At 63.9% G+C, this 24,811-nt stretch carries 29 protein-coding genes and 1 pseudogene; 16 read left to right on the top strand and 14 right to left on the bottom strand.

Annotation, left to right across the window (positions count from 1 at the left end; all coding sequences use genetic code 11):
- Nucleotides 1–264: 264 nt before the first annotated feature.
- Both WFP36_RS05255 and WFP36_RS05250 read right to left on the bottom strand, forming a co-directional pair.
- Nucleotides 265–1,674 carry an amidohydrolase family protein gene (locus WFP36_RS05255; protein ID WP_336978480.1) on the bottom strand — a complete coding sequence of 470 codons (1,410 nt, stop codon included), beginning with the start codon at nt 1,672–1,674 and terminating at the stop codon, nt 265–267.
- The gene (locus WFP36_RS05250; RefSeq protein ID WP_336978478.1) at nt 1,674–2,486 is read right to left on the bottom strand and encodes a TauD/TfdA dioxygenase family protein; all 813 of its coding nucleotides are present in this window, start codon (nt 2,484–2,486) and stop codon (nt 1,674–1,676) included. The genes WFP36_RS05255 and WFP36_RS05250 overlap by 1 nt, the downstream gene beginning before the upstream one ends.
- Nucleotides 2,487–2,626: 140 nt before the next feature.
- Here WFP36_RS05250 and WFP36_RS05245 point away from each other — a divergent pair, with 140 nt between their 5' ends.
- From WFP36_RS05245 to WFP36_RS05205, 9 genes are all read left to right on the top strand, one after another.
- The gene (locus WFP36_RS05245; protein WP_336978476.1) at nt 2,627–2,959 is read left to right on the top strand and encodes an ArsR/SmtB family transcription factor; all 333 of its coding nucleotides are present in this window, start codon (nt 2,627–2,629) and stop codon (nt 2,957–2,959) included.
- A 10-nt stretch (nt 2,960–2,969) separates the two neighbouring features.
- Complete coding sequence (locus tag WFP36_RS05240; RefSeq protein ID WP_336978474.1) at nt 2,970–3,491, top strand: arsenate reductase ArsC; 522 nt, start codon at nt 2,970–2,972, stop codon at nt 3,489–3,491.
- Nucleotides 3,488–4,561, top strand: coding sequence for an ACR3 family arsenite efflux transporter (arsB, locus tag WFP36_RS05235; RefSeq protein WP_336978472.1), 1,074 nt, complete (start codon nt 3,488–3,490; stop codon nt 4,559–4,561). Before WFP36_RS05240 ends, arsB begins: the two co-directional genes overlap by 4 nt.
- Nucleotides 4,558–5,301, top strand: coding sequence for an arsenical resistance protein ArsH (arsH, locus tag WFP36_RS05230; protein WP_419716611.1), 744 nt, complete (start codon nt 4,558–4,560; stop codon nt 5,299–5,301). Before arsB ends, arsH begins: the two co-directional genes overlap by 4 nt.
- Nucleotides 5,302–5,477: 176 nt before the next feature.
- Nucleotides 5,478–5,744 carry a translation initiation factor IF-1 gene (gene infA, locus WFP36_RS05225; protein WP_336978470.1) on the top strand — a complete coding sequence of 89 codons (267 nt, stop codon included), beginning with the start codon at nt 5,478–5,480 and terminating at the stop codon, nt 5,742–5,744.
- Nucleotides 5,745–5,788: 44 nt separating this feature from the next.
- Nucleotides 5,789–5,941 (top strand): hypothetical protein, encoded by a 153-nt coding sequence (locus tag WFP36_RS05220; protein ID WP_336978468.1) that lies wholly within the window; start codon nt 5,789–5,791, stop codon nt 5,939–5,941.
- 110 nt (nt 5,942–6,051) lie between these two features.
- Nucleotides 6,052–6,432 (top strand): hypothetical protein, encoded by a 381-nt coding sequence (locus WFP36_RS05215; protein WP_336978466.1) that lies wholly within the window; start codon nt 6,052–6,054, stop codon nt 6,430–6,432.
- Nucleotides 6,401–6,610, top strand: coding sequence for a cold-shock protein (locus tag WFP36_RS05210; protein ID WP_336978464.1), 210 nt, complete (start codon nt 6,401–6,403; stop codon nt 6,608–6,610). Before WFP36_RS05215 ends, WFP36_RS05210 begins: the two co-directional genes overlap by 32 nt.
- 79 nt (nt 6,611–6,689) lie before the next feature.
- On the top strand, nt 6,690–6,929 hold the full coding sequence (locus tag WFP36_RS05205) for a hypothetical protein (RefSeq protein ID WP_336978462.1): 240 nt from the start codon (nt 6,690–6,692) through the stop codon (nt 6,927–6,929).
- Here the strand turns inward: WFP36_RS05205 and WFP36_RS05200 are convergent.
- From WFP36_RS05200 to WFP36_RS05150, 11 genes and pseudogenes are all read right to left on the bottom strand, one after another.
- Nucleotides 6,926–7,288 carry a hypothetical protein gene (locus WFP36_RS05200; protein ID WP_336978460.1) on the bottom strand — a complete coding sequence of 121 codons (363 nt, stop codon included), beginning with the start codon at nt 7,286–7,288 and terminating at the stop codon, nt 6,926–6,928. The genes WFP36_RS05205 and WFP36_RS05200 overlap by 4 nt on opposite strands.
- A gap of 12 nt (nt 7,289–7,300) precedes the next feature.
- Nucleotides 7,301–7,870 (bottom strand): tetratricopeptide repeat protein, encoded by a 570-nt coding sequence (locus tag WFP36_RS05195; RefSeq protein WP_336978458.1) that lies wholly within the window; start codon nt 7,868–7,870, stop codon nt 7,301–7,303.
- A gap of 11 nt (nt 7,871–7,881) precedes the next feature.
- Nucleotides 7,882–8,115, bottom strand: a pseudogene (locus tag WFP36_RS05190) (sigma-70 family RNA polymerase sigma factor); the annotation flags it as partial.
- A gap of 167 nt (nt 8,116–8,282) precedes the next feature.
- Nucleotides 8,283–8,603 carry a flagellar hook-basal body complex protein FliE gene (gene fliE, locus WFP36_RS05185; protein WP_336978456.1) on the bottom strand — a complete coding sequence of 107 codons (321 nt, stop codon included), beginning with the start codon at nt 8,601–8,603 and terminating at the stop codon, nt 8,283–8,285.
- The gene (flgC, locus tag WFP36_RS05180) at nt 8,600–9,019 is read right to left on the bottom strand and encodes a flagellar basal body rod protein FlgC (RefSeq protein ID WP_336978454.1); all 420 of its coding nucleotides are present in this window, start codon (nt 9,017–9,019) and stop codon (nt 8,600–8,602) included. Before flgC ends, fliE begins: the two co-directional genes overlap by 4 nt.
- Entirely contained in the window at nt 9,019–9,363 is a 345-nt protein-coding gene (locus tag WFP36_RS05175) for a flagellar basal body rod protein FlgB (RefSeq protein WP_336978452.1), read from the bottom strand. The genes flgC and WFP36_RS05175 overlap by 1 nt, the downstream gene beginning before the upstream one ends.
- Nucleotides 9,364–9,375: 12 nt before the next feature.
- A complete protein-coding gene (gene flgI, locus WFP36_RS05170) occupies nt 9,376–10,497 on the bottom strand; it encodes a flagellar basal body P-ring protein FlgI (RefSeq protein WP_336978450.1) in 1,122 nt (373 codons plus the stop codon).
- Complete coding sequence (locus tag WFP36_RS05165; RefSeq protein ID WP_336978448.1) at nt 10,497–11,075, bottom strand: flagellar basal body L-ring protein FlgH; 579 nt, start codon at nt 11,073–11,075, stop codon at nt 10,497–10,499. Before WFP36_RS05165 ends, flgI begins: the two co-directional genes overlap by 1 nt.
- Entirely contained in the window at nt 11,072–11,512 is a 441-nt protein-coding gene (locus WFP36_RS05160) for a hypothetical protein (protein ID WP_336978447.1), read from the bottom strand. The genes WFP36_RS05165 and WFP36_RS05160 overlap by 4 nt, the downstream gene beginning before the upstream one ends.
- A 3-nt stretch (nt 11,513–11,515) precedes the next feature.
- A complete protein-coding gene (locus tag WFP36_RS05155; RefSeq protein ID WP_336978445.1) occupies nt 11,516–12,286 on the bottom strand; it encodes a flagellar hook-basal body protein in 771 nt (256 codons plus the stop codon).
- Nucleotides 12,283–12,993 (bottom strand): flagellar hook-basal body protein, encoded by a 711-nt coding sequence (locus tag WFP36_RS05150; protein WP_336978443.1) that lies wholly within the window; start codon nt 12,991–12,993, stop codon nt 12,283–12,285. Before WFP36_RS05150 ends, WFP36_RS05155 begins: the two co-directional genes overlap by 4 nt.
- A 423-nt stretch (nt 12,994–13,416) precedes the next feature.
- Here WFP36_RS05150 and WFP36_RS05145 point away from each other — a divergent pair, with 423 nt between their 5' ends.
- The 6 genes from WFP36_RS05145 to WFP36_RS05120 all read left to right on the top strand — a co-directional run bounded on the left by WFP36_RS05145 (nt 13,417) and on the right by WFP36_RS05120 (nt 22,828).
- The gene (locus tag WFP36_RS05145; RefSeq protein ID WP_336978441.1) at nt 13,417–14,781 is read left to right on the top strand and encodes an MFS transporter; all 1,365 of its coding nucleotides are present in this window, start codon (nt 13,417–13,419) and stop codon (nt 14,779–14,781) included.
- 99 nt (nt 14,782–14,880) lie between these two features.
- Entirely contained in the window at nt 14,881–16,509 is a 1,629-nt protein-coding gene (locus tag WFP36_RS05140; RefSeq protein ID WP_336978439.1) for a sensor histidine kinase, read from the top strand.
- Complete coding sequence (locus WFP36_RS05135) at nt 16,506–17,132, top strand: response regulator transcription factor (protein WP_336978437.1); 627 nt, start codon at nt 16,506–16,508, stop codon at nt 17,130–17,132. The genes WFP36_RS05140 and WFP36_RS05135 overlap by 4 nt, the downstream gene beginning before the upstream one ends.
- Nucleotides 17,133–17,178: 46 nt before the next feature.
- Nucleotides 17,179–18,978, top strand: a complete 1,800-nt coding sequence (locus tag WFP36_RS05130; RefSeq protein WP_336978434.1) for a tetratricopeptide repeat-containing sulfotransferase family protein — start codon at nt 17,179–17,181, stop codon at nt 18,976–18,978.
- 137 nt (nt 18,979–19,115) lie between these two features.
- Nucleotides 19,116–21,518, top strand: coding sequence for a TonB-dependent receptor (locus WFP36_RS05125; RefSeq protein ID WP_336978433.1), 2,403 nt, complete (start codon nt 19,116–19,118; stop codon nt 21,516–21,518).
- Nucleotides 21,519–21,541: 23 nt separating this feature from the next.
- Entirely contained in the window at nt 21,542–22,828 is a 1,287-nt protein-coding gene (locus WFP36_RS05120; RefSeq protein ID WP_336978431.1) for an APC family permease, read from the top strand.
- Between the two features lie 145 nt (nt 22,829–22,973).
- On the opposite strand, the gene WFP36_RS05115 is transcribed toward WFP36_RS05120, so the two are convergent.
- Nucleotides 22,974–23,573 (bottom strand): TetR family transcriptional regulator C-terminal domain-containing protein, encoded by a 600-nt coding sequence (locus WFP36_RS05115; RefSeq protein ID WP_336978429.1) that lies wholly within the window; start codon nt 23,571–23,573, stop codon nt 22,974–22,976.
- A 36-nt stretch (nt 23,574–23,609) separates the two neighbouring features.
- Here WFP36_RS05115 and WFP36_RS05110 point away from each other — a divergent pair, with 36 nt between their 5' ends.
- Nucleotides 23,610–24,773 (top strand): aromatic ring-hydroxylating oxygenase subunit alpha, encoded by a 1,164-nt coding sequence (locus WFP36_RS05110; RefSeq protein WP_336978427.1) that lies wholly within the window; start codon nt 23,610–23,612, stop codon nt 24,771–24,773.
- Nucleotides 24,774–24,811 lie beyond the last annotated feature (38 nt).

Here is a 24,811-nt window from a genome sequence, read left to right as displayed (position 1 = left end):
GCGATGGACAGCCACGCCTCCGCCTCGCCCTACGCCTCTCGCGCCCACCACAGCCCGGATTTCCGGGCCGCGCGCAGGCTGCACGAAACTGCAAAACGAAAGGTCACACCCAATCCAACAGGCAAGGCCGAAAAACCTCTCGAAACCGGGCCTTACGGGAGGATCGTGCGAAAAGTTTCGGGGGGTGTTTTGCGTCACTTTCGGGTGACACTTCACCCCTGGATCAGAGGCCCAGAATTACCGACCTTGGGATCTTTGGCCCGCTCAGATCACCGGCCAGACCTGCTTGTCCGGCAGGCCGGTGCGGGCGATCACGGCTTTGCCGGCGCGTGTGGCTTCGGCGTAGAGCTTTTCCTCGTCGATAGTGGTGGAGCGGTGATTGTCGATCACGCGCTTGCCGTCGATCCATACGGAGTGGACGCCCCTGCCGTCGGCTGACCAGATCAGCTGGTTCACCACGTTGAACAGGGGCTGCCATTCGGGCCGCTGCGTGTCGTGGAGGACGAGGTCGGCCTTTTTGCCCACTTCGATCGATCCGATGCTGTCCGCCATGTTAAGCGCCTTTGCGCCGTTGAGGGTCAGCATGGTCAGCGCCTCATGCGCGGGGAAGGCGGCGGTATCGCGCCGTGCGTCCTTGAACAGGGCCGCAACGAGGTAGGAGGCGCGCATCAGGTCGGAACTGTTTGAATTATTGTTGCCGTCCGTGCCCAGGATCAGGTTCACGCCCGCGGCCTGCAATTCGGGGAACTTGCCCGCTGGGGTAAGACCATAGGCGCCTTTCAGCCCGGACATGGGGCAATGGGCGACATTGGCGCCGAAGCTGGCGAGGGCGGCCACTTCCGCATCGTCCAGATGGACGGCATGCGTGAGGCAGACTTCGGGGCCGAGCGCGCCGATTTCGGCCAGGCGGATGATCGGGCGGCGGCCCACATTGGCCAGATACCATTCGGGATCGGCCTCGACCGGGCTCATATGCGCAGCCACGCGCCCGCCCTTGGATTTGGCCAGCGCGACGGCGGCCTGCCACATCTCGTCGGTCGCGGTGACGTGGCCGACCAGCAGGGGCCATACGTCGATCCGGCCATCGCTGCCGGTCAGGGTGGCGACGGCTTCTTCCATGGCGCGGATGGCGGCGTCGGTCTTGGCACTCTGGCTTTCGGACGGGTCGAAGGCGCGGTCTTCCGTCCATTTGCCGATGCGGCCGCGAATGCCGCTGGCGTGCAGGGCCTCGGCCACCGGGCCGATATGGCGCACCGTGCCGCCTTCGAGGAAGGAGGTCGTGCCGGTGCGCATCATCTCCAGCGCGGCGAGCGTGGCGGAGGTCGCCTCCTCCTCCGGCTCCTGCGCCTGATAGAGGGGGACGAGCCATTGCCAGACATTCTCGTGCCAGCCGGTATCGTCCGGCACGAAGCCGCGCGTGATCGGCTCGCCCGTGATGTGGATATGGCCGTTGACGAAGCCCGGCGTCATGACGAAGCGGCTGCCGTCCACCACTTCCCTGGGCGTGACGAGGGGGAGGATGTCGGAGGTCTTGCCGACATGGCTGATCCGGTCCCCGGTAATGGCAATGGCGGCATCGGTGATGATTTGCCTTTCGGCATTCATCGTCACCACCATGCAGTTGCGGATGATTGTATCGACCGGGGCGGGCGTGGCGGCGGCGGTGTCGGTCATCAGAACGGCTTGTCCCCTGCGATCTGCACCCGGTAGCCGGATCGGGTTTGCGGGAAGTAATCCCAGATGGCGGAATGCTGGACGGAGCGATTGTCCCACAGGGCCACCGAATGCGGCTTCCAGCGGAAGCGGCACTGGAACTGCGGCTGCTGCACATGCTGGTAGAGATAGGCCAGGATCGCATCGCCTTCCTCGCGGGGGAGGTTGTCGATCTTGGTGGTGAAGTCGTCATTCACGAAGATCGCCTTGCGGCCCGAAACGGGATGGGTGCGCACCACCGGGTGGGACGATTTGGGCAGTTCCGATCCGGGCGGGGCAATGTCGCCGAAATTGCGGCGGGCATCGTGCGTGGCGGTCAGCCCTTCGAGATAGGCCTTCATCTTGTCTGACAGCGCATCATAGGCGGCGAACATATTGGAAAAGGCCGTGTCCCCGCCGGTGGGCGGCACGGTGTGGAGATAGAGGGCGGAGCCGAGCGGCGGCTCCGGATCGCAGCTCATGTCGCTGTGCCAGGCTTCCCCCGCGACATATTTGGAATCCGCATCGGCATGGATGGCCACAATTTCGGGATAATCCTTCATCGCCCATGCCGCCGCAGCCTTGCCGATATGCAGCGGTCCGAAAATCCGCGCGAAATCGCGATGCGCCTCGTGGCTCAGCGGCTGATCGCGGAAGAAGATCACCAGATAATCGGCCAGCGCCTGCCGCAAAGCCTCCGCCAGTTCCTCGCTCACCGGGGCAGTGATGTCCACGCCGGTGATGATGGCGCCCATGTGGGGGGTGAGCAATTCGACGTCGAAAGGCAGGTCCATCGGCAGGGTTTGCTCCGTTTTGATATGGGGCGAACCTGCCTTGTCGCCCGCGCGCATTCTTGATGGGCCACGCTCAATTTCTTTCGCTCCATGCAGAGACGAGGCTTGCATCCGGCAAATGATTCGATATTTCTCGAAATATGGATTTGTTTGCCGCTCTCGATGCCCTTTCGGCGCTTTCCCAGCAGACAAGGCTGGAGGCCTTCCGCCTGCTCGTGCGGCATGAGCCCGAGGGCCTGCCGGCAGGCGAGATTGCGCAGGCTTTGGACGTTCCGGCCAATACGCTTTCCACCCATCTTGCCCTTCTCGCGCGGGCAGGGCTGGTCACGGCCGAGCGGCAGAGCCGCACCATCCGTTACCGCGCCGATCTTGCGGGGATGCAGAAGCTGCTGTCCTTCCTGATGCAGGATTGTTGCCAGGGCGAACCCGAAATCTGTTCCGGCCTCATCGGCCAGATCGCCTGCAAAGCCTGAGGCTGAAATCATGACCGACAAGACCTACAACGTCCTGTTCCTGTGCACCGGCAACAGTGCCCGTTCGATCCTGGGCGAAGCGCTGATGAACAAGCTGGGCGAGGGCCGCTTTCACGCCTATTCCGCCGGCAGTCAGCCCAAGGGCGAAGTGCATCCCATGGCGCTCTCGGTGCTGCAGGGACTTGGTTACGAGACGTCAGGCATGCGCTCCAAGAGCTGGAGCGAGTTCGCCGGGCCGGATGCGCCGCAGTTCGATTTCATCATCACCGTGTGCGACAATGCGGCGGGAGAGAGTTGCCCGGTATGGCCCGGTAAACCGATCTCGGCCCATTGGGGCATCGAGGATCCGGCTGCGGTGGAGGGCGAGGGCCAGCGCGAGGCCTTCATGCAGGCGCTGCGTTATCTCACCCGGAGGATCGATCTGTTCCTCGCGCTGCCTCACGCCGCGATTGACGAAATGGCGATGCGCCAGAAGCTGAAGGAGATCGGCCGCTCCGAAGGCGCCAGTTCGCTCGCGGGAAGCCACGAGTGAGCACTCCAGCCGCGCGCGGGCGCTTGTCGTTTCTCGACCGTTATCTGACGCTCTGGATATTTCTCGCCATGGCGCTGGGCGTGGCGCTGGGATCGACGTTTGAAGGCTTGCCCCGCGCGATCGAGGACCTTTCCTGGGGCAGTACCAATATTCCCATCGCCATTGGCCTGATCCTGATGATGTTCCCGCCGCTGGCCAAGGTGAAATATGAAGAACTGGGCCTGGTGTTTCGCGACACAAGGATATTGGGGCTGTCTTTCGTGCTGGCTTGGATCGTCGGCCCGGCGCTGATGTTCACGCTGGCGGTCACGTTCCTCGGCAATTCGCCCGAATATATGACCGGCCTGATCCTAATCGGAATCGCCCCTTGTATCGCCATGGTGCTGGTATGGAACCAGCTGGCGGGCGGCGATCCGCAATATGTCACCGGGCTCGTGGCGTTCAATTCGCTGTTCCAGATATTCTTCTACACCCCCTACGCGTGGCTGCTGCTTACCGTTCTGCCGCCGGTCTTCGGGCTGGACGCGCATGTGGTGAACGTGGAATTCGCCACTATCGCCAAGGCAGTGCTGACCTATCTCGGCGTGCCCTTCGCGGCTGGCTATCTGGCGCGGCGCACGCTGATCGCCCGCAAGGGGCGCGATTGGTACGATCACCACTTTCTGCCCGCGATCAGCCCCGTCACGCTGATCGCGCTACTGTTCACCATCGTCGCCATGTTCAGCCTGAAGGGCGGGGAAATCCTGGCCCTGCCGATGGATGCAGTGAAGGTGGGCGTGCCGCTGGTGATCTTCTTCGTCACCATGTTCGTGCTGGGCTTCGCGCTGTCGAAACTCGCCGGGGCGGATTATCCGCGCGCCGCGGCACTGTCTTTCACGGCAGCGTCGAATAATTTCGAACTGGCCATAGCCGTTTCCATCGCTGCCTTCGGCCTTGCCTCCCCAGTGGCCTTCGCCGCCGTGATCGGTCCGCTGGTGGAGGTCCCGGTGCTGATCGGCCTCGTCAATGTCGCGCTCTGGATCGGCCGCCGCTGGTTTGCCGATACGATGCCGGAAGGAATGCACCAGTGACTAGCCGTCTGCGCGACTTGCCCGATCCGTCGAGTTTCCCGGCGCTGAAGCCCGAATATCTGCACCGCTCGCCTGCAGCAGGGCTGGGCAGCCTCGATCCGCCGCCGCGTATTTTGCTGCTCTACGGATCGCTGCGGGAACGCTCCTATTCCCGGCTGGCAGTGGAAGAGGCCGCGCGCCTGCTGCAATTCTTCGGGTGCGAAACACGGATATTCGATCCCGTCGACCTGCCTCTGCCCGATCAGGTGCCGGGGGACGATCACCCGGCAGTGCATGAATTGCGCGAGCATTCGCTATGGTCCGAAGGGCAGGTCTGGTGCAGCCCGGAACGGCACGGCCAGATTACCGGCGTCATGAAAGTCCAGATCGACCATCTGCCGCTGGCCTATAAGGGCCTGCGACCCACGCAGGGGCGGACGCTGGCGGTGATGCAGGTCTGTGCGGGATCGCAGAGCTTCAACAGCGTGAACAGCCTGCGGGTCCTCGGCCGCTGGATGCGGATGGTCACGATCCCCAATCAGTCGAGCGTGGCCAAGGCCTACGAGGAATTCGACGAGGCCGGGCGAATGAAGCCATCGAGCTATTACGACCGCATCGTGGACGTGATGGAGGAACTGGTCCGCTTCACCGTGCTGCTGCGGCCCCATGCAGGGCAGCTGGTCGATCGTTATTCCGAGCGCAAGGATCGCGGCGAGCCGGTCGAAACTCCAGTCGAGGCCGCTGGATTGGCGAGGATTTGAGCGAAGTTTTCGTTCGCCTTGCAATTTTTCAACATCACTCTATATAAAAATTGCCTCACGTCGCTTGCGACGGAATTTGATAGCCGCAGAGGCGGCTCCGCTTTCCTTTACATGCTGCATGGCTCTGCGCCGGGATACGCCCGTGTGCGGATGTTTTTCGTACGCAAGGAAATGGATTGGCGAAGGAAGAGCTCATCACGATGGTCGGCGAGATCGACGAGATCCTGCCCGATGGACGCTTTGGCGTGACCCTTGAGAATGAGCATCGGATTATTGCCTACACGGCGGGAAAGATGCGCCGTTACCGGATCCGCTCGGTCGTTGGCGACCGCGTACATGTCGAAATGACGCCTTATGATCTGTCCAAGGGCCGGATCATCTTCCGCGAACGAACACCGGGCCAGGGGTCGACAGGTGCTCGCCAACGCGGAAACCGGCGCTGACACTTTTGAAGAACCGGTGGCAAACGGCCCCCGGCAAGGAAAAAATGAACATTGTCTCTATCGGCGCTGTCACGCGCCAGAAACTCTCTTCGCGCAAGGGCGCGATGAGCCTCGGACGTAATGTGGGCCATTCGCCTGCTCCTGCAATGCTCTCAGCCATCGAATTGCGACGCCTCGTCGCGGCGATGGTCGATTGACCGAATTTCGATTTGCGGCCGTGCCCGGAGCATTCCCGCGCAAACAAGGAGATCGCAAATGGACCTCAACCGGGAATATGCCGCCCACCAGCAGGCCTTGATGAGCGCGAATGCCGCCGCCGATCGTGGCGATCGCCTTGCGCATCTTGCCCGTGCATCCTGCATTGCAGGACGGATCAGCACCTTCCAGCAAAGGCTGGGAGCGGCCGCTGCCTGCGCCTGGAGCATGGCGCAGGTTTCTGCTACTGATCGAATTTGAATTTGCGTTGCTGGCAAAAGCTGGCAGCGTGATGTTGCTCTCGTTGAATTTCGACGGGTTTCGACGAACTGGTTACGGATCAAAGCCGAGAAATCGGCCTGATCTTCACGACGACGACTTCCTTTCAATTGACGACTTGACGCACGATCCGGTCCGCAATCTCGCGGCCGGCAACTACCGTTTCTTGAAAGGAAACGCACATGACCATCGGAACCGTAAAATTTTTCAATGAAGACAAGGGCTATGGATTCATTCAGCCCGACGATGGCGGCAAGGACAGCTTCGTCCACATTTCCGCTGTCCAGGCAGCCGGCATGGCTACGCTGAACAAGGATCAGCGGCTGAATTATGAAGTCGAAACCGGCCGCAACGGCAAGGAAGCGGCTATCAATCTGAGCAGCGCCGACTGATCGAGCAGTTCTCCCCGGCAGTCGCCCTGCGGCCGTCGGGGAGATCGCCCTGTCTTATTTCCCACTTGTGGAGGTGACTGTGGCACTTACCTACGAATTCTACATCGCGCGTGCGGAAGAAGCCGCGAAAGAGGCCGAACGGGCCCAACTGGACAATGTGCGCGAGCGTGCCTTGCGGTCCGAAGCAGCATGGCGCGATATGGCCGACAAGGCCCGCAAGATCGTGATCGACCGGGAGCAGGCCCAGCGGGAAAAGGAACTGCGGCAAGCAGAGGCCGCTCTGGCTGAAACAGAGATCGCCGCTTCCCGTTTCGTCTAGCCGGGATTTCCGGCCCCTCGCACGCCCCTGATTGCGTCTGCTAGCAGCCTGCTTGCCTGCGGGTCGCTCGCGATTATGCGATGCACTTCGCCTGCCATGCGCTGGAAGGCGGGATCGTTCGCCGCCGCTTCGCCGAATTCATCGACCAGCAGCGCCGTTACCAGCGTGCGGGCTAGGTCCTCATCCGAAAGCTCGTCCGAACGCAGCACTGCCTCCACGCGCCCGGCAGCAGGCGGGCGGCGCTGCGGGCCGGTGGTGGAAGTCGCGCTGCCCTTGCGGGAGCGGGAGGATTTGTCGAGGCGCTGCAATTGCTGGCGCAGCAGCATCAGCACCTGATCGACGTTTGAGATGCGGGTCATCGCGCCTGCCCGTCAGTGCCGGGTCGGGCCGCCGGAGAACTGGCCGAGCAGCAGAGAGGTGGCCGAAAGATCGGCGTCGTCGCCGCCGGCCCCCTGTGCTTTGCCGCCCGCCATCGCCTTCTCGCACTCGGCCATCAGCAGGCGGATATCGCCGTTGAGCGGCTCGTTCTCGCGATTGAGCGCGATGCCTTCGCGCATGCGGGCAAGGGCGGGCTCGAATTCGTCACGCACCAGATGGGTCAGCCCTTCCACGAATTTGCGCAGATAGGCGTCTTCTGGCAGGCGCAGCAACGGGCCCCAACTGGACAGCGCCTGATCCACTTCGCCCGAAGTCAGTTCGAAGAAGCCCAGCTGATAGCGGGCAATGGCGAAATCGGGGGCCAGTTCCACCGCGCGGGCCAGCGCGGCATGGGCCTCGCGCGGTTCCTTGCGCCCGGCCAGGATCGATCCGCGCATGAAGTGCAGCCGCGGGTCTTGCGGAAAGCGCTTCAGCATCGCGTCCACCGCCGCCAGATCTTCCGTATCGCTGGCCTGCATCTGCCTGACCAGCCCGGCCATGTCCTCGTCGCCGCACAATTCCATTGTCTGTTCTCCTAACGCAGCTTTGCGGCCAGCCCCCGGAGCCTGTCCAGTGCTGCCTTGTGAATTTGCGAAATGCGCCCCTTGCTGACGCCCAGCAGCATGGAAATCTGCTGGAAGCTCACACCGTTGCGATAATGCTGCTGAATGACGAAGGCCTCTCGTTCCGGCAGAGTGCCCACCAGATCGCGCACCCGGCCCTGCAATTCACGCCAGGCGAGGCTTTCGTAAGGGGTGGGGGCCGGATCCCCTGCTTGTCGAGCACGCCGACGATCTCGGCTGCATCCGCCTCGCGCAGGTCTTCATAGAGCATGCCGTAGCTAGGCCTCAGGAAAGCAAACCAGACGAGTGCCAGAACAGCCAGGACGGCCGTGAAAATACCGCCGAAGACAAGGATTTGCCTGCGTTCCATGCGTCAGAGCTGCATATTCATGAGTTCGCGGTAGGTCTCGACCAGGCGGGTACGGACCTGCATGGCGAGTTCCACCGACAGCCGGGCTTCTTCCAGCGCTATGGTCACCTGATGGACCGGCACGGAATCGTCGAGCGCAAATTGCCGTACCAGGTCATCCGCATGGGCGACCTTCTGGTTGACCGTGTCGAGCCCGGCGGAAAGTACCGACTGGAAGCTCACACCCGCCGCAGTTGAGGAGGGCAGGGCAGGCAGGCCGAGCCGCAGAATCTGCGGGGCGGAATCCGAAAGGCCGAGCGCGGCCACAGGATCGAGCACGCTCATGCCTGCCGTCCGATCTTGAGCGCGCTGGAATAGATCTGCTGCGCCGCCGCCAGCGCCACGAGGTTCGCCTCATAGGCGCGCGCTGTCTTCACCATCAGAGACATTTCCTCAGCGTGGCTGATATTGGGATAGGTCACAAAGCCGCTGGCGTCGGCCTGCGGGTGGCTGGGCTCATAGACCCGGCGCAGGCCTGCGCCGCTCGGCTCCACGCCATAGACGCGCACTCCACCCGGCGTTTGCTGGCCGTCCAGCACCGTGCGGAAGCTTTCCGCCGGACCGGAACGCAGCCTTAGCGACTGGTAGGATGTGCCGTCCGCCGAGGCACCGGAATTGATATTGGCGAGGTTGAGGGCGATGATTTCCATCCGCCGCCATTCGACGTCGAGGCCGGTGCGACTGATCGCGATCGCGTCCATCACTGGCCTCCCGTCACGGCAAGGCGGGAAAGCTGCATCTGGCGGCTCAGAACATCGACCAGCGCGGCATAGCGCAGGGCAGTTTCCGAAGCGCTCGCCAGTTCCAGATCGAGCCGCATACTGCCTTGTCCGGCCCGGCTGATATCCTGCGTGAATTGCGGCTGGAGATCGCGCACGGCCTCTGGGCCCGCCTTGGCAGCATCGCGCAGTTGACCCTCGAAATTCACGCGCAAAGGCGTGTAATTCGGTGAATTGGCATTGGCGACGTTCTGCGAAATGGCCGAGGCGCGCAGGGCGAGCCCGTCCAGCGCTTTGACGACAAGCAGGGCGGAAAGCTGGTCCATCCCACGTTCCTCCTATTGAACCACGATTTCGGCATGCAGCGCGCCTGCGGCCTTGATCGCCTGCAGGATGCTGATCATGCGCCTGGTATCGACCTTCGCCCGCGCCAGCCCTTCCACCAGCGAGCCCACGGTGGTGTTGGGAAAGCTCATCACGGCGTCGTTTGCGCCCTGTTCGACTTCCAGCTTGGTATTGGTCACGATCAGGCTGGAAACGTCATTGGCGAAGCCGGAAATGAAGCTGGGCTGCGATGCGTAATTCTCGGTGACGATGGTCACCTTGATGTCCCCCTGAGAGATCACCACGCCGGAAATCCGCACGCCCGATCCGGCCACGACCGTGCCGGTACGCTCGTTGATGACGATGCGCGGGGACAGGTCAGGGGTGACCGGGATATTCTCGATACGTGAGAGGAAAGCCGCCAGTTCCGCCGGACCGCGATCATAGGCGATCACTACTTCGTCCGCATTGCGGACCGTGGCGATGGGGCGGCCGAAGCTGGCGTTGACGGCCTCGCTCACGCGTTGGGCGGTGGTGAAATCCGGCTGTGCCAGCAGGAAGGAGACAGTGCTTTGCGCGGACAGCAGGCGGGTATCCACCGGCGCTTCCACTGTTGCGCCGCCGGGCAGGACGGCGGCAGTGGGGTAATTGCGCTGCTGGCGGTTGAGGTTCGTCTCGAAATCATAGCCGCCCGCCGTCAGCGCGCCCTGTGCCAGCGCATAAGGGCGCTGGTCCGGACCCATCAGCGGGGTCATCAGCAAGGTCCCCCCGGCAAGTGAGCGGGCATCGCCGATGGAAGAGACGATAGCGTCGATCCGGTCGCCCGGATTGGCAGAGGCGGGCAAGGTAGCCGTGACGATCACCACCGCGACATTGCGGCTGTTGATCTGTTCCTCGCTGACAGCGGTACCAAGGCGGGAGAGGACGTTGCGTAGCGCCAGCCGCGTCACTTCATTGCGGCGGGTGTCGCCGGACCCGGCCAGACCGGTGACGAGGCCATATCCGATCAGTGCATTGTCCCGCCAGCCGTCGAACCGACCAAGGCCCTTCAACGGCACTTCCTGTGCTCTGAGGGGCACCGAGAGTGTGCACAAGGTGGCCAGCACGGCCATGCGGAATGCCAGACGCCAGCCCATCAGCCGATCCCCAGAAAGCTGAAGATGCGGTTGAGCAGGCCCGGTTTCGCGCTGCGGCTGACGAAGCCCTTGCCGTCATAATCGATCTGCGCGTCGGCGATGCGGGAGGAGGAGACGAGATTATCCGCGCTGATGTCCTGCGGGCGGATGCGGCCGCGCACGGCGATGGTCGTCTCCTCGCCATTGATGAGCATTTGCTGGCGGCCTTCGATCACGAAATCGCCATTGGGCGCCAGTTCCACGACATTGGCGGAGATCTGCGCCACGAATTGTTCGGCGCGTACCACTTCGCCGCGCCCGGCATAGGAGCCGCCGAACTGGATCGAGGCGTTTTCGTCGATCCCGCCTGCCTGGAAGGAGCCGCCGGTCTGCGACTTGCGCGAGGAATTGTTCTGCAAGCTGCTGCTGGCGCGGGTGGTCTCGACGATCAGGATCGTGACCGCATCGCCGATGCCCATTGCCTTGCGATCGCTGGCCACAGCTGGCCAGCCGGTGCCGCGATAGAGCTGTTCTGCCTGTGCAGGCAGGGCGGCCAGACCGGCGAGAGTGGCAAAAAGGAGGAGGGCGGGGCGGATCATTCGGCGCTGCCTGCATCCAAGAAGCGCGCGGTCAGCACTTCGCCATCTGCCGCTCGCACGAAGCCGCGCTCGCCCGCGCGCAGGGAACGGATCGGGCGCACTTCACGCTCCACGATCACTGGCCCATGGCGGATCACCAGTTGCAGTGTCTCGCCAGCCCTGGCGATACTGCCCGGCCTGAGTGCTATCTGCCCGAGATAGGTTCCGGCGGGCAGGTCTTCATTGGCGACCGGGGCGCCCGCGTCGCGGTCGAAAGCAAGGGGCAGGTCCGGCCTTTCGTCGCGGCATGGGATCGCTTGCGCCATTTCGGCAGTCAGGAATTCGCCCGCGCCGACGCCTTGGGCCAGAGCGAAGCATTCGCCTCGCGCCGCCGCGAGCGCGGACCCGCCGCTGGCGCAGGCGGCCACAGCCACCAGGAGTACCGCTGTCGACCTCATGGCCTAGCGCCTGAGCGTGTTGGTGATGGCGGCGAGTTGGTCGGCCGCCTGGACGATCTGCGCATCGGCGGCGAAGGCGCGCTGGACCATCAGCATCTCGACCATTTCGGCGGACAGTTCGACCGTGGATTGCTCCACACTGCCCTGGACGATGCGGCCTGCGCCATCCTCGCCCGGACGGGCATCGATGAGACGCGCTTCTTCACTGGCCCGGTAAAGCCCGCCATCGAGCCGTTCGAAGGCGGATTCCAGTTCCGGTCTGACGAGCGAGATCTGCCCGATTTCGATACTTTCATCCGTCGCGGTTCGCACGCTCACTACGCCGTCCTGCGCGATGGTCAGTTCTTCCGCATCGGTGGGCACAACGAGGCCTGCTTGCAGGGGAATTCCGGCAAGGGTCGCGAGCAGGCCGTCCTCATTCACGCGCAGCCGCCCACCGCGCCAATAGAGCGTCTCCCCGCCCGGTCCCGCGAGTTCCACGAAGCCGCGCCCGTCGATTGCGAGGTCCAGCGCATTGCCGCTGGGCTTCAGTGTGCCTTGCGCGAACAGCATCTCGCCCGGCACCATCCGCACGCCGCCAAAGCCAGTCAGCGCCGTAGATTTGGGAGTATTTGCCTCCACCCCTTCCGCGCTGCGTGCCAGCACCTCCGCGAAGCGCGCTTCGGTCCGCTTGAAGGAGGGCGTGTTGACGTTGGCGATATTGTTGGCGTGCACTTCCAGCGCGCGCTGCTGTGCCTGCAGCGCCGCGGCGCCCACTTCGAAAGCCCCGTTCACTGCCCGCTCCTGCTGAAAGTGGTGATCGCCTGGCCGATCAACTCGTCATAGAACTGCATCACCCGCCCGCCGCTTTCGGCCTGGCGCAGGCTGGACATCATGGCGACCATCTCGTCGCTCATCGTCACGTTGGATTTTTCGAGGAACCCCTGGCGGATCTGCGATGCTTCGGCATCCGCCATCGCGGTTTCAGGCGTGGTGAAGGCGGAGCCACCCTGTGCGTTCAAAGCCGCGGGATCGCCTGCCTCGTAAAGTCCGATCCGCGCGGCGGGCAGCCCGTCTTCCAGCACTGTGCCGTCTTCCAGTACCTCGAAGGACCCGCCCGTCAGCGCAAGGTCTCCGCCGCCTGCCTGCTGCAGCACACGCCCGGTGGGATCGGCGAGCAGCCCCTCCGCGTCGAGCGCAAAGGAGCCGCCACGAGCGTAGACGAAGCCTTCGCCGTCGCGCAGGCGCAGCAGGCCCGGCCCATCGATCGCCAGATCCAGACTGCGGCCGGTTTCGGTCAGGCGCCCCTGCGTGAAATCGACGAAATGCTTCTGCGCGGGCAGGGAACTGTCCGCCCGATCCGCGAATGCCATCGCCTCGGCAAAGCTGGCCTGCCGCTTGAAGCCCGGCGTGGACGCATTGGCGACGTTTTGCGCGGCGGCTTCGAGCCTGCGCTCCGCAGATGCGAGTATTGCGGTAGCAGAGTCGACGAGACCCGGCATATTTCCCCCCCGGAGAACCTGATTGAGGTCCCAAAGAGCCTATCGGGACATCCGTAGGAAAGGCGCGACACCTCCACTCCGGAGGTTTAGCGGCGCGGCGGTTCGGCGGTGTCGTCGCCAAATTGACAGCGGCAAGGGGCGCCCCTAGACCTCGGGCAAGCGCCGCAAACAGGTGCGCAGGGAAGGCGGCTGTCGGTGTAGGCCCGTGCCCGGATGGAAGGCGTTGATTTCTTCCCGGCCGTATCTTCCCAAACCTCGAAAACCGGCCTTTCCGGCCGCGCGATCAGGCATGGCGGCATTATGTGCGGCCGGGGCGGCCATGATGGCTCCGGAATGGATTTACCCGGCCTCGGTCGGGTCCATGTCCGTCAATCGGGGGGCAACGACAAAGCGGCCCGGGAAGGCTGCCGAAGGGGAGAAGTGATGGCCACGATTGCCACCGATGGCGTGCGAGAAACCGCGCCTGTTGCCACTGGCGCATATCCGCCTGCGCGGGAGGGCTGGTACGCGGTTGGGGTCCTTGCACTGACGACCACCTTTGCGATGCTCGACCAGGGTATTCTGGGCCTGTTGATCCAGCAGATCATTGCCGATTTCAAGCTGACAGACACGGAAGCCAGCCTGCTGCTCGGCCCGGCTTTCGTGCTGTTCTATGTCGTTCTCGGCGTGCCCTTGTCGACGCTGATCGACCGCTGGAAACGCACCTGGATCATTTCCGTCGGGATTTTCGTCTGGAGCATGGCGACGGCTGCCTGCGGGCTCGCCGCGAATTTCATGCAACTCTTCGTCGCGCGCTTCGTGGTCGGTGCGGGCGAGGCGGTGAACGGACCGGCGGCCTATTCGATCGTTGCCGACTATTTCCCGCGCGATAAGCTGCCGCGCGCGGTGGCGACCCTGCAGATCGGCTCGGTTGCAGGGTCGGGGCTTTCGCTGCTGCTGGGCGGGGCGATGATCTGGCTGGTTGCCTCTATCGGCACGCCCAGCCTGCCTTTGCTGGGCGAATTGCGGCCCTGGCAGGTGGTGTTCCTTGCCGTGGGCTTGCCCGGCGTGCTGGTGGCCTTCCTGCTGCTGACGGTGAAGGAACCGCCCCGCACTGCCATGCGCAAGGAAGTATCCAAGGTGCCGCTGGTCGGTGCTCTTTCGTTCCTGTGGCGCAATTTTGCCATTTTCGGGCCAATGTTCATCGGCCTGACGCTTGGTTCGCTCGATACGGGCGGAAGGGCCTGGGGGGCCGCCTTCTTCGAGCGAACCTATGGCTGGTCGCCTGCCACCTACGGTATGGTCTCAGGCGTCGTCTCGTTAGTGGCGATGCTCACTGGCCTTTATCTCGGGGCCAAGTGGGTCGAGTGGTTCCAGGCGCGCGGAAAGGCGGACGGCGCGTTCCGGGTAATTCTCTATACCCGCTTCATCGCGATCCCGTTTGCGATCCTGATGCCGGTCATGCCTACGCCCGAACTGGCCGTGGCCTTCAACGCGGTAAGCTATCTGACGCTCGGCATGAGCGGGCCGATGCTCAACGCGGTAATGCTGATCGTGACGCCCAGCCAGATTCGCGGGCAGGTGATGGCGCTCTATCTCTTCATCTTCACCGTGATCGGGCAGGGGCTTGGGCCCGTGGTGACCGGCGTGACTACGGACTACATCTTTACTTCGCCCGACGATCTGCGCTGGTCGATCATGCTGCTGCACATCGTGTTCCTGCCGGCCGCTCTGGCAGTGACATGGCTGGGCTGGAAACCTTGGCGCCGAGAAGTCGAACGGCTCAACGCAGAAGATGCAGCGCGGTAACAGTCTCGTGCCAACTTCCCTCGCCGACGAGCCGCGGCGTTTGACGAGCGGGGGAATTGTGGCATCCGTTTTTTCAGACGGGGCAGGGCGGCAGCGGGTGTGATCGGCAAGCTATTCGAGAACAGGTCCAGCCGTGTGATCGCGGCCGGGCGCATCGCGCTGGCACTGCTGTTCGTCCTGTGGGTCTGGCTCGATCCGGAGCAGCCGGAGCGGGGCGGGCGGTGGTGCTACATCCTGTTGGCGGCCTATCTCGCCTTCGCCGTGGCCGTGTTCCACATCGCCTGGGTCGATTGGTGGCGCGATTACCGGCTGACCGTGCCATTCTTCCTGATCGACATCGGCCTGTTCATGGCCGCGCTCTATTGCACGGAGGGTGGCTCGGCCGACTTCGTCAGCGGTTATTTCGCCTTCTTCGTCTTCATGACCATTTCGGCGGCACTGCGCTGGAACTGGCGCGCCACGCTGGCGACGGCGGCGGCGCTCAGCCTGCTCTACCTCGCCATGGGCCTGTTCCTCCATTGGGACGAGCTTGCCGGGATTCTGGCCAGATATATCCGCCGGGCCAGCTATATGCTGGTACTCTCGCTGCTCGTCACCTGGTTCACCCTGCAACGCGCCGCGCCGATGGTGGCCAAATTCTCGCCCGCTCCGGCAGCGCAGGCCATGTCGCCGTTCGATGCGGCGCTCATCTATGTGGTGGGAGCTTCGGGCGCGACCGGGGCGGCGATCGCGTGGGAAAGCGTCGAGGAGCCAGGCGCCACGCTGCATACGGCGGGCGCGCTGGCGGGCGGAGTGCGTCATCTGCCGCCCGGAATGCTCGACCTAGGCGCCGATATCGCGCCGACCCTGTTCGATTGCCTGCACAAGCGCATGCTTCGCTTGCTGCCGGGCGGGCGCTTCGAGGCGGAGCGGAATGCAACCGGGCCGGAACTGGCCCGGCATCTGGGGCTTTCCCAGGGACTTTGCTTCCCCATCGTGGGCACGACCGGCGTGGGGCAGGTGGTGCTGACCGGCATTCCAGGGTTGTGCCGGGACCATCTCGAACTGTGCCGCGCGCTCGCCCGCGAGATCGGCCATGGGATCGATGAGGAGGAAATCGCCTCGCTTGCCCGGGAAGCCGCCGCCAACCGCTTGCGCGGCAATATCGCGCGCGACCTGCATGACAGCGTCGCCCAGTCGCTCGCCGGGGCCGGTTTCCGCCTTGCCTCGCTCAAGCGCCGGGCGAAGGAAGGCAAGGACATCTCGCCCGAGTTGGAGGCCGTCTCGCTCAGCCTGCGCGACGAGCAGGCCCATATTCGCGAGATCATCGAGCGCCTGCGCAGCGACGAGGTCAATCCGGGGACGCGCAATCTGGGGACCGAGCTGGCACGACTGACCGGCGCGCTGTCGCGCCACTGGGACGTGAGCGTCCGGTTCGAGGACAGCGTGGAGGCGCTGGTGATTCCCGCGTGGCTGGCGTTCGAGATTCAGCAGCTGGTGCGCGAGAGCGTCGCCAACGCGATCCGCCATGGTGCAGCGCGGCGCTTGCTGGTGCGCACGGCCCGCAAGGGTGGTGCGATCATGCTTACCGTCGCGGATGACGGAAAAGGCTTTCCAGCGGGCGATGAAACGCGCATGCCGCGCTCTCTGGCCGAGCGGGTGGACGCGCTGGGCGGGACTATAAGGGTCGCTTCCATGAAGGGCGATACCAGGATCGAGATCGAATTGCCTGTGGGAGGGCGTAAATGACCAGGATCGTGCTGGCGGACGATCACCCGTTTCTGCGCGCCGGCGTTGAAGAAGTGCTGGGCGGCTGCGGGATCGAAATCGCCGCTTCTGTGAATAATGGAGTGGCCGCTCTGGAAGCGGTGGAGAAGGAAAACCCCGACGTGGTGATCCTCGACGTGCGCATGCCCGACATGGGCGGGGTGGAGGTTCTGGAAGCCATGCGCGCGCGGGGGGATGAACGGCCGGTGATCCTGCTCACCGCCGAAATAGCTGACGCTGCGCTGCTTTCGGCAGTGAAGGCCCGCGTGGACGGGATCGTGTTCAAGGATGGAGCCGAAGGTTCCCTCGGCGAGGCGATCGCGACCGTGCTCGGCGGCGGCCGTTATATCGATCCGCCCCTTATGGAGAGGGCCCTCGATCTGGCGATCGAACCGCCCCAGCAGCCGCAGCTTGCGCGCCTTTCTCCGCGCGAACTCAAGATTGCGGAAGCCGTGTCCGCCGGGCGGCGCAACCGCGATATCGCGGAAGAGATCGGCACGACCGAAGGATCGGTGAAGGTCTATCTCCACCGCATCTACGAGAAGCTGGGCGTCGGCTCGCGCACCGAGCTGGCAGTGCTGGTGCTGAAGGAAAAGGGCGGCTGAGCGGCAGGGCTTACCGCCTGCCATGCGTCGTGTTATCGCTTAGGGCATGACCGCCGCGCTCACTCCGGCAGAAGCCGTTCGCCTCGTGGAGCAGAACCCCGCCGAAGCGGCCCGGCGCCTGCGCGCAATGCTGGCCGCCGATCCGCGTAGTGCCGCTGCCTGGCGGCTTTTTGCACGGGCATTGAGGGCTTCCGGGCAGGAGGAAGACGCGGCCGAGGCCGAACTCGCCGGAGTGCGCGCCACTGCCTATGAACCGGAGATGGTGGCCATCGCTGCCGCCATGCTGGAAAACGACCTGCCTCAGGCCGAGGCGCGTCTGCGCCAGCGGCTGAAGGCCCAGCCCACCGATGTCGCGGCGATCAGGCTGATGGCGGAACTCGCCGCGCGGATCGGCCGCCTGCGCGATGCAGAGGCACTGCTGCGCCGGGCGCTCGAGCTTGCGCCGGGCTTCCTTGTGGCACGCGCGAACCTTGCCAGCGTGCTGAACAAGCAGCACCGCTATGCGGAAGCCATTGCCGAACTGGACGCGCTCGCCGCAGCCGGGGAAGAGACGGAGAGCCGCAATCTGCGCGCGGCCGTGTTGGGCCGCACGGGCGACTATGAAGAAGCCGCGCGGCTCTATCGGGAACTGACGCAGACCTTCCCCACTCATGCTCGGATCTGGATGAGTTACGGCCACGTTCTCAAGACGATCGGCAATCAGGAAGAGGCCATCGCTGCCTATCGCAAGGCGCTGGAATGCCAGGCGGACCTTGGCGAAGTCTGGTGGAGCCTCGCCAATCTGAAGACGGTCAGCTTCGGGGATGGCGATGTCGCGGCGATGGAGGCTGCGCTGGCCGCCAATCCGCCGCCGGCCGAAGATGACCGGCTGCACCTCCATTTCGCGCTCGGCAAGGCCTATGGCGACCGGGGCGAGGTGGAGCCGGCCTTTCGCCATTATGCGCAGGGCAATGCGCTGCAATCGGCCCGGATCGGACACGATCCGGCAAGTGTCGCCGCACAGGTGGACCGGGTTATCGAGACCTTTACGCCGGCCTTTATCGAGGCGCGGCGGCGCATGGGCGATCCCGCGCCCGATCCGGTTTTCATTCTGGGTCTGCCGCGTGCAGGCTCGACCTTGATCGAGCAGATTCTATCCAGCCATTCGCAGGTCGAAGGCACGATGGAACTGCCGGATATTCCCGCCATGGCCATGCGCGAGGCGCGCGCTGCCGGAATGGGGCCGCGTGACTGGCCCGCGGCATTGGCGGCCATGGACGATGCCAAGCTTGCCGCACTGGGTGCCGAATTCCTCGAACGCACTCGCATCCAGCGCAAGACGGACAGGCCCTTCTATATCGACAAGCTGCCGAACAATTGGGCCTATGCCGGTTTCATTCACCTCATCCTGCCCAATGCGAAGATCATCGATGCGCGGCGCCATCCGATGGATTGCTGCTTTTCCAACTTCCGCCAGCATTTCGCCAAGGGGCAGGGCTTCACCTACGATCTGGAGCATATCGGTCGCTATTACGCCGACTATGTCCGCGCGATGGATCATTACGACCGCGTGTTGCCGGGGCGAATCCACCGGGTGATTCACGAGGAATTGCTGGACGATCCGGAAGCAGTTGTGCGCGCCATGCTCGATTATCTGGGCCTCCCGTTCGAGGAAGCGTGCCTGGAGTTCCATCGCAACCGCCGGGCAGTGCGCACGGCATCGAGCGAACAGGTTCGCCGCCCGATCAATCGCGACGGTGTGGGCCAGTGGATTGCTTATGAAAAATGGCTCGATCCGCTGAAGAATTCGCTGGGTGACCTTACGGAAACCTATGCTCGGAACAGAGAGGCGATTGTTACGCCCTGAAGACCTGCTGTGGCAGAAATGTCATAGTTCCCAAAAATTGGTTTCGGCTGCGACGACCCTTCGCGATTGCACTATTGTCAATGGCTGGGAAAACTGGCGCATTCGCCCCTGCAGCATTTGCACAAGAGGGGTCTAAGATGCGCATTCTTCCGTCGTCCAATCGCCGTAATCTCGCCATCGCGCTTTTCGCCACAAGTTCGCTGGTTGCGGTGACCCCCGCTGCCGCGCAGGATGACGATAGCGGCGCCATCATCGTCACCGCGCAGAAGCGCGAACAGAACCTGCAGGACGTCGCCGCATCGGTCACCGCGCTGGGCACCGAAAAGCTCGACGAATTGCAGGTGAACGATCTCCAGGACGTGGTGAAGTTCCTCCCCTCGGTCACGGTGCAGAGCGCCGGGCCGGGCTTCTCGCAGGTCTATTTCCGCGGCGTGGCTTCGGGCGAGAACGCCAACCATTCCTCCTCGCTGCCCACCGTGGGCACTTATCTCGACGAAATGCCCATCACGACCATTCAGGGCGCGCTGGATATTCACGCCTATGACCTCGCCCGTGTCGAGGCGCTCGCCGGGCCGCAGGGCACGCTCTACGGCGCCAGTTCGATGGCCGGCACGATCAAGATGGTCACCAACAAGCCTGACTACGGCAGCACTTACGGTGCGGTCGATTTCGAGCTTAATACGGTGACCAGCGGCGGCGTGGGCGGTATCGCCGAAGGCTTCGTGAACATTCCGCTGGCCGAGAATGCCGCGGCGCGCCTGGTGGCATGGTATCGTAAGGATGCCGGCTATATCGACAACATTCCGGGCTCGCGCGTCTATCCCTCGCTTGAGGCGAATTACGGCACGGCCGCCGCGACCCAGACCAACGCAGCCTATGTGAAGGAAGACTATAACGACGCCGAAACCTATGGCGCCCGCCTGGCGCTGGGGATCGAACTCGACGATAACTGGACTATCCGCCCTACCATCATGGGCCAGGTCCAGAACACCAATGGCAGCTACGCCGAAGAGCGCAGCAGCGCGGTGACCGAGCATTATCAGACTGTGCAGTACAATCCCGAATGGAGCGAGGACAAGTGGCTCCAGGCGGCACTGACCATCGAAGGCAAGATCGGCAGCTGGGACCTTGTGGCAACCGGCGGCCATCTGTGGCGCGATGACGAGGTCGTGTCGGACTATTCCGACTACTCCTACTTCTATGACTCGCTTTATTACGCGCTGTACGGCTCGGGCTACATCGTTCCCGACAACAATGGCGATCAGGTCAGCCCGAACCAGTATATCCGGGGCGGGGACAAGTATCGCCGCCTGTTCGGCGAACTGCGCGTCGCCTCGCCGGCCGATGCGCCGCTGCGCTTCATCGGTGGCATCTTCGGCCAGCGCCAGGTTCACTACATCACCCAGCACTATATCATCGACGACATCGCCGATGACATCCAGGTGCCGGGCACGGACGACAATATCTGGCTGACCGCCCAGAAGCGCGTCGATCGCGACCTCGCCGCATTCGGCGAACTGAGCTACGACCTTACGGATCGCCTGACGCTGACCGGCGGCATGCGCGTCTATTACTACAAGAACTCGCTCGAAGGCTTCTTCGGCTACAACAATCCGGGCTTCAGCTCGAACCCGCAATATCTCTGCGCCGCTCCGTCCACCGTGCCGGGCGCGCCCTGCAACAATCTCGACAAGTCGACTTCGGATACGGACTTCATCCACAAGCTGAACGCGACCTACAAGATCAGCGACGATGTGATGGTCTATGCCACCTGGTCGCGCGGTTTCCGTCCGGGCGGGATCAACCGCCGTGGTACGCTGCCGCCTTACGGCCCGGATACGCTCGACAATTATGAAATCGGCTGGAAGACGCAGTTCGGCCCGGTCACCTTCAACGGTGCGATCTATCAGGAAGACTGGACTGACATTCAGCTCTCCTTCCTTGGCGCCAACGGCCTCACCGAAATCCGCAATGCCGGCCTTGCCCGCATTCGCGGCATCGAGGGTGACTTCACCTATTCCCAGAACGGCCTGACCATTTCGTTGAGCGGCAGCTACAACGACGCGCAGATCACGCGGGACTTCTGCAAGATCGCGAATGAGGAGTTCGACTGTACCGTGCCTGCCGGCAACGAATTGCTGGCCCCGGCCGGTACGCGCCTGCCTGTCACGCCGGAATTCAAGGGCAACGCGGTTGTCCGTTACGAATTCCCCATCGGCAGCTGGGATGGCCATGTGCAGTTCGCCGCCAGCCATCTGGGCAGCCGCCGCAACGATCTGCGCACGGCAGAGAATGCCTTCCTCGGCAATCTCGGCGCTTACACTACGGCAGACTTCAGCCTTGGCGTGAAGAACGACACTTATCGCGTCGAACTGTTCGCCACCAACCTGTTCAACGCCCATGGCGTGATCAACAGCGGCACTGCCTGTCTCGAAAGCGTCTGCGGCGATGCCCTTGGCCTGACGGCTGGCGGCGGCGTGTTCTATGACTACGTCATCAAGCCCAGGCTGGTTGGCATCAAGGTCGGCGCCGACTTCTGATCCAGCCGCGACGGGGAGGGGGAATGACGCAGGATAGCCCGGGGCCGGGCCGCAAGCTCGGCCTTATGGCAGCCATTGCGCTGGTCATGGGCAACATGATCGGCTCGGGCGTCTTCCTACTCCCCGCCAGCCTCGCGCCCTATGGCTGGAATGCCGTGGGCGGGTGGATCTTCACGATCGGCGGGGCGCTGGTCCTTGCCTATCTCCTCGCCCGGCTGACCCGCGCCGTTCCGCGCGCGGGCGGGGCGACCGGCTTTGTCGAGGAGGCTTTCGGCGAGGTGCCGGCCTTCCTGATCGGCTGGATATATCTCGTCTCGATCTGGACCACGGTTGTCGCCATCGCGGTTGCGGCGGTCAGCTACCTTTCCAGCATTTTCCCTGCCCTGTCCGCCGGAACCGGGCGCCCGGCCATTGCCGCGCTGGTCCTGCTCTGGGCGATGACGCTCATCAATTTGCGCGGAACGCGGGCGGCGGGCGGCTTCCAGATCGTCACTCTCGCGCTCAAGATCGTGCCGCTGGTGGTGGTGATCGCCATCGCGGGCGGGCTGCTGCTGTTCGGCGGCGGCGAGATCGCACCCTATCAGCCAGAGGCGATCAGCTTCGGACAGGTGAGCGGAGCGGCGACCCTGACGCTCTGGGCGCTGCTGGGCTTCGAATGCGCCAGCCTTGCCGCCGCGCGGGTGGAGGACCCGGAAGTCAACGTGCCGCGTGCCACCCTGTGGGGCACCGGGCTGACCGGCGTGCTCTATCTGCTGGTCTGTTCCGTCATTGCGCTGATGCTGCCGGCCGATGTCGCGTCGGCATCGCCTGCGCCATTCTCCACTTTCGTCGAGCGTTACTGGGCGCCGGGACCGGCTGCTGCCGTGGCGGTGTTCGCGGTGATCAGCTGTGTCGGCGCGCTCAATGGCTGGGTGCTGCTGCAGGGCGAATTGCCACGCGACATGGCCTCGCGCGGGCTGCTGCCCCGCCGCTTTGCCGCGACCGACGCGCATGGCACGCCGCGCCGCGCGCTGATCGTGTCATCCGTGCTCGCCAGCCTGTTCGTGCTGATGAATGCCAGCAAGTCCATGCAGGGCCTGTTCGAGTTCCTGCTGCTGCTGGCGACTTCGGCCACCTTGTGGCTCTACCTCGCCTGTTCGCTGGCCGCGCTCAGGCTTGGCGTTGCCCGCATCCTCGCAGTGATAGGCGTCGTCTATTCACTCTGGACCCTGTGGGGGGCGGGGGTGGAGGCGAGCGCGCTGAGCCTGGTGCTGATGCTGGCGGGGCTGCCGGTCTGGTGGTGGTCCCGGCGGGAGGGGAGGGCGAGTTAGCCCTTGATCGGGAACCCGAACCTCCGCCCATCCTGAGCTTGTCGAAGGACACGGGAAACCGCCTGCCCAACATCCCCTCCTAGGGCAAACGTCAGCGCGTGTCCTTCGACAAGCTCAGGATGAGCGGGCGTTGAGAGACAATTCCCTAACCCAGCAAACTATCCAGCCACTTCTCCGCCAGTTCCTCCGCCTCGGATCGGGTGAACGGCGCGTCGCCCAGCGAGAGTTCCAGCCATAGTCCGTCGATCAGCGCCGTCAGCGCCACGGAAGCGAGGCGCGTGTCGGGCAGGGCGGGGCGGTATTCGCCGATCAGCCCCTCCAGCCCGGTGCGGAAATCGCCATAGACCTCGGCCCGTACTGAGGCGATGGCGGGATCGCTGCGGGTGAGGCTCCAGAAGGCAATATAGGTGGCCAGCAGTTCCGGCGTGGAGATCGGCGGGCGGAAGCTGGCGGTCAGGTAAGCCAGCAGCCTTGCGCGCGGCTCGCTGCCCGCCTGCGCCACGGCCGCTTCCAGCGCCTCGCCGATCTGGCGGCCGGTCCAGCGATAGGTTTCCGCGATCGCATCGGAGACGCCCGCGAAATAATGCCGCAACAGGCCCGGCGAGACGCCAGCCTCTGCGCAGATCGTCCGCACGGAAACGCCTGCCGCGCCCTTTTCCGCCAGGCAGCGGGCGGTCGCCTCGATCAGGCTTTGCCGCCTTTCATCGGGCGCGGCGCGGGTGAATGTGGCTTGCCGGGCACTCATGGGCTTGTTATACGAGTGTATAGCAAGGAAGATCGCATGGCAACTCTGCTCCACGAACAGACCCGCAATTCCGATCCGCTGGAAGGCTGGAGCCTGCCGGCCTGGACCTATCACGATCAGGAATTCTTCGAGCTGGAGAAGGAGCGGGTGTTTGCATCGTCATGGCAGGTGGTCTGCCATGAAAGCGACATTCCGAACACCGGCGATTGGCATGGTCTCGATTATATCGGGGAAAGCGTGATCGTGGTGCGCGGCAAGGATGGGCAGGTGCGCGCCTTCACCAATGTCTGCCGCCATCGCGGATCGCGCATTGTCGATGGATCGAGCGGCTGCGCCAGGAAGCTGGTCTGCCCCTATCACGCCTGGGTTTACGAGCTGGACGGCAAGCTGACCGGCGTGCCCGACAGCCCTTCCTATCCCGGCCTCGACAAGAGCCGCCACGGCCTCGCGCCGCTGAGCATGGAGATCTGGCGCGGCTTCATTTTCGTCCGTCTTAAAGACGAGGGCCCTTCGGTCGCAAGCATGATGGCCCCCTACGAAGCGATGGTTGCGCCCTATCGTTTCGAAGAACTGAAGGCGCTGGGCCGTGTGACCCTGCGTCCGCGCGATGTGAACTGGAAGAATATCGGCGATAATTACTCCGATGGCCTGCACATCCCGGTCGCCCATCCCGGCCTGACCCGCCTGTTCGGCAAGAGCTATGGCGTGGAAGCGAGCACTCATGTGGATCGCATGTGGGGCGATATGGAGGAACGGCCTTCGGACAATTGGTCCGAACGGGCCTATCAGCGCCTGCTGCCACCCGTGCCGCACCTGCCGGAAGCGAACCAGCGCCACTGGCTCTATTTCAAGCTCTGGCCGAACGTGGCCTTCGACATCTATCCCGATCAGGTGGACTTCATGCAGTGGCTGCCGATCAGCCCCACCACCAGCCTGATCCGCGAAATCAGCTATGTGCTGGACGATGACCGCAGGGAAATGCGCGCCGCGCGCTATCTCAACTGGCGCATCAACCGGATGGTGAATGCGGAAGATACTGCCCTGATCACCCGCGTGCAGGAGGGGATGACGTCGCGCAGCTTCTCCATGGGGCCGCTGTCCGACAAGGAAGTGTGCCTGCGCCATTTCTGCGCCCGGATGCGCGAGATCATCCCCGAGGCGCGTGAAGAACAACAGCCCGCCCGCGGGTGGAGCCGGTAAGTCCTCCTCCCGCTTGCGGGAGGGGTTAGGGGTGGGCC

The organism is Fulverythrobacter fulvus (assembly GCF_037154085.1).
Lineage (GTDB): Bacteria > Pseudomonadota > Alphaproteobacteria > Sphingomonadales > Sphingomonadaceae > Andeanibacterium > Andeanibacterium fulvum.
The sequence above is the reverse complement of the archived record's forward strand: the minus strand, read 5'-3'. Positions and strand labels throughout refer to the sequence as shown.

Bases quoted from the DNA above. Each gene is read 5' to 3' on its own strand.
- WFP36_RS05245 (WP_336978476.1), top strand. From the start codon at position 2,627: ATGGATTTGTTTGCCGCTCTCGATGCCCTTTCGGCGCTTTCCCAGCAG.
- WFP36_RS05220 (WP_336978468.1), top strand. From the start codon at position 5,789: ATGAACATTGTCTCTATCGGCGCTGTCACGCGCCAGAAACTCTCTTCG.
- WFP36_RS05240 (WP_336978474.1), top strand. From the start codon at position 2,970: ATGACCGACAAGACCTACAACGTCCTGTTCCTGTGCACCGGCAACAGT.
- WFP36_RS05115 (WP_336978429.1), bottom strand. From the start codon at position 23,573: ATGAGTGCCCGGCAAGCCACATTCACCCGCGCCGCGCCCGATGAAAGG.
- WFP36_RS05255 (WP_336978480.1), bottom strand. From the start codon at position 1,674: ATGACCGACACCGCCGCCGCCACGCCCGCCCCGGTCGATACAATCATC.
- WFP36_RS05125 (WP_336978433.1), top strand. From the start codon at position 19,116: ATGCGCATTCTTCCGTCGTCCAATCGCCGTAATCTCGCCATCGCGCTT.
- WFP36_RS05150 (WP_336978443.1), bottom strand. From the start codon at position 12,993: ATGCCGGGTCTCGTCGACTCTGCTACCGCAATACTCGCATCTGCGGAG.
- WFP36_RS05210 (WP_336978464.1), top strand. From the start codon at position 6,401: ATGACCATCGGAACCGTAAAATTTTTCAATGAAGACAAGGGCTATGGA.
- WFP36_RS05250 (WP_336978478.1), bottom strand. From the start codon at position 2,486: ATGGACCTGCCTTTCGACGTCGAATTGCTCACCCCCCACATGGGCGCC.
- WFP36_RS05130 (WP_336978434.1), top strand. From the start codon at position 17,179: ATGACCGCCGCGCTCACTCCGGCAGAAGCCGTTCGCCTCGTGGAGCAG.
- flgI (WP_336978450.1), bottom strand. From the start codon at position 10,497: ATGGGCTGGCGTCTGGCATTCCGCATGGCCGTGCTGGCCACCTTGTGC.
- fliE (WP_336978456.1), bottom strand. From the start codon at position 8,603: ATGAGCGTGCTCGATCCTGTGGCCGCGCTCGGCCTTTCGGATTCCGCC.
- WFP36_RS05165 (WP_336978448.1), bottom strand. From the start codon at position 11,075: ATGATCCGCCCCGCCCTCCTCCTTTTTGCCACTCTCGCCGGTCTGGCC.
- WFP36_RS05145 (WP_336978441.1), top strand. From the start codon at position 13,417: ATGGCCACGATTGCCACCGATGGCGTGCGAGAAACCGCGCCTGTTGCC.
- WFP36_RS05160 (WP_336978447.1), bottom strand. From the start codon at position 11,512: ATGAGGTCGACAGCGGTACTCCTGGTGGCTGTGGCCGCCTGCGCCAGC.
- WFP36_RS05200 (WP_336978460.1), bottom strand. From the start codon at position 7,288: ATGACCCGCATCTCAAACGTCGATCAGGTGCTGATGCTGCTGCGCCAG.
- WFP36_RS05215 (WP_336978466.1), top strand. From the start codon at position 6,052: ATGCCGCCGCCGATCGTGGCGATCGCCTTGCGCATCTTGCCCGTGCAT.
- WFP36_RS05175 (WP_336978452.1), bottom strand. From the start codon at position 9,363: ATGGACCAGCTTTCCGCCCTGCTTGTCGTCAAAGCGCTGGACGGGCTC.
- WFP36_RS05135 (WP_336978437.1), top strand. From the start codon at position 16,506: ATGACCAGGATCGTGCTGGCGGACGATCACCCGTTTCTGCGCGCCGGC.
- WFP36_RS05195 (WP_336978458.1), bottom strand. From the start codon at position 7,870: ATGGAATTGTGCGGCGACGAGGACATGGCCGGGCTGGTCAGGCAGATG.
- flgC (WP_336978454.1), bottom strand. From the start codon at position 9,019: ATGGACGCGATCGCGATCAGTCGCACCGGCCTCGACGTCGAATGGCGG.
- WFP36_RS05120 (WP_336978431.1), top strand. From the start codon at position 21,542: ATGACGCAGGATAGCCCGGGGCCGGGCCGCAAGCTCGGCCTTATGGCA.
- WFP36_RS05110 (WP_336978427.1), top strand. From the start codon at position 23,610: ATGGCAACTCTGCTCCACGAACAGACCCGCAATTCCGATCCGCTGGAA.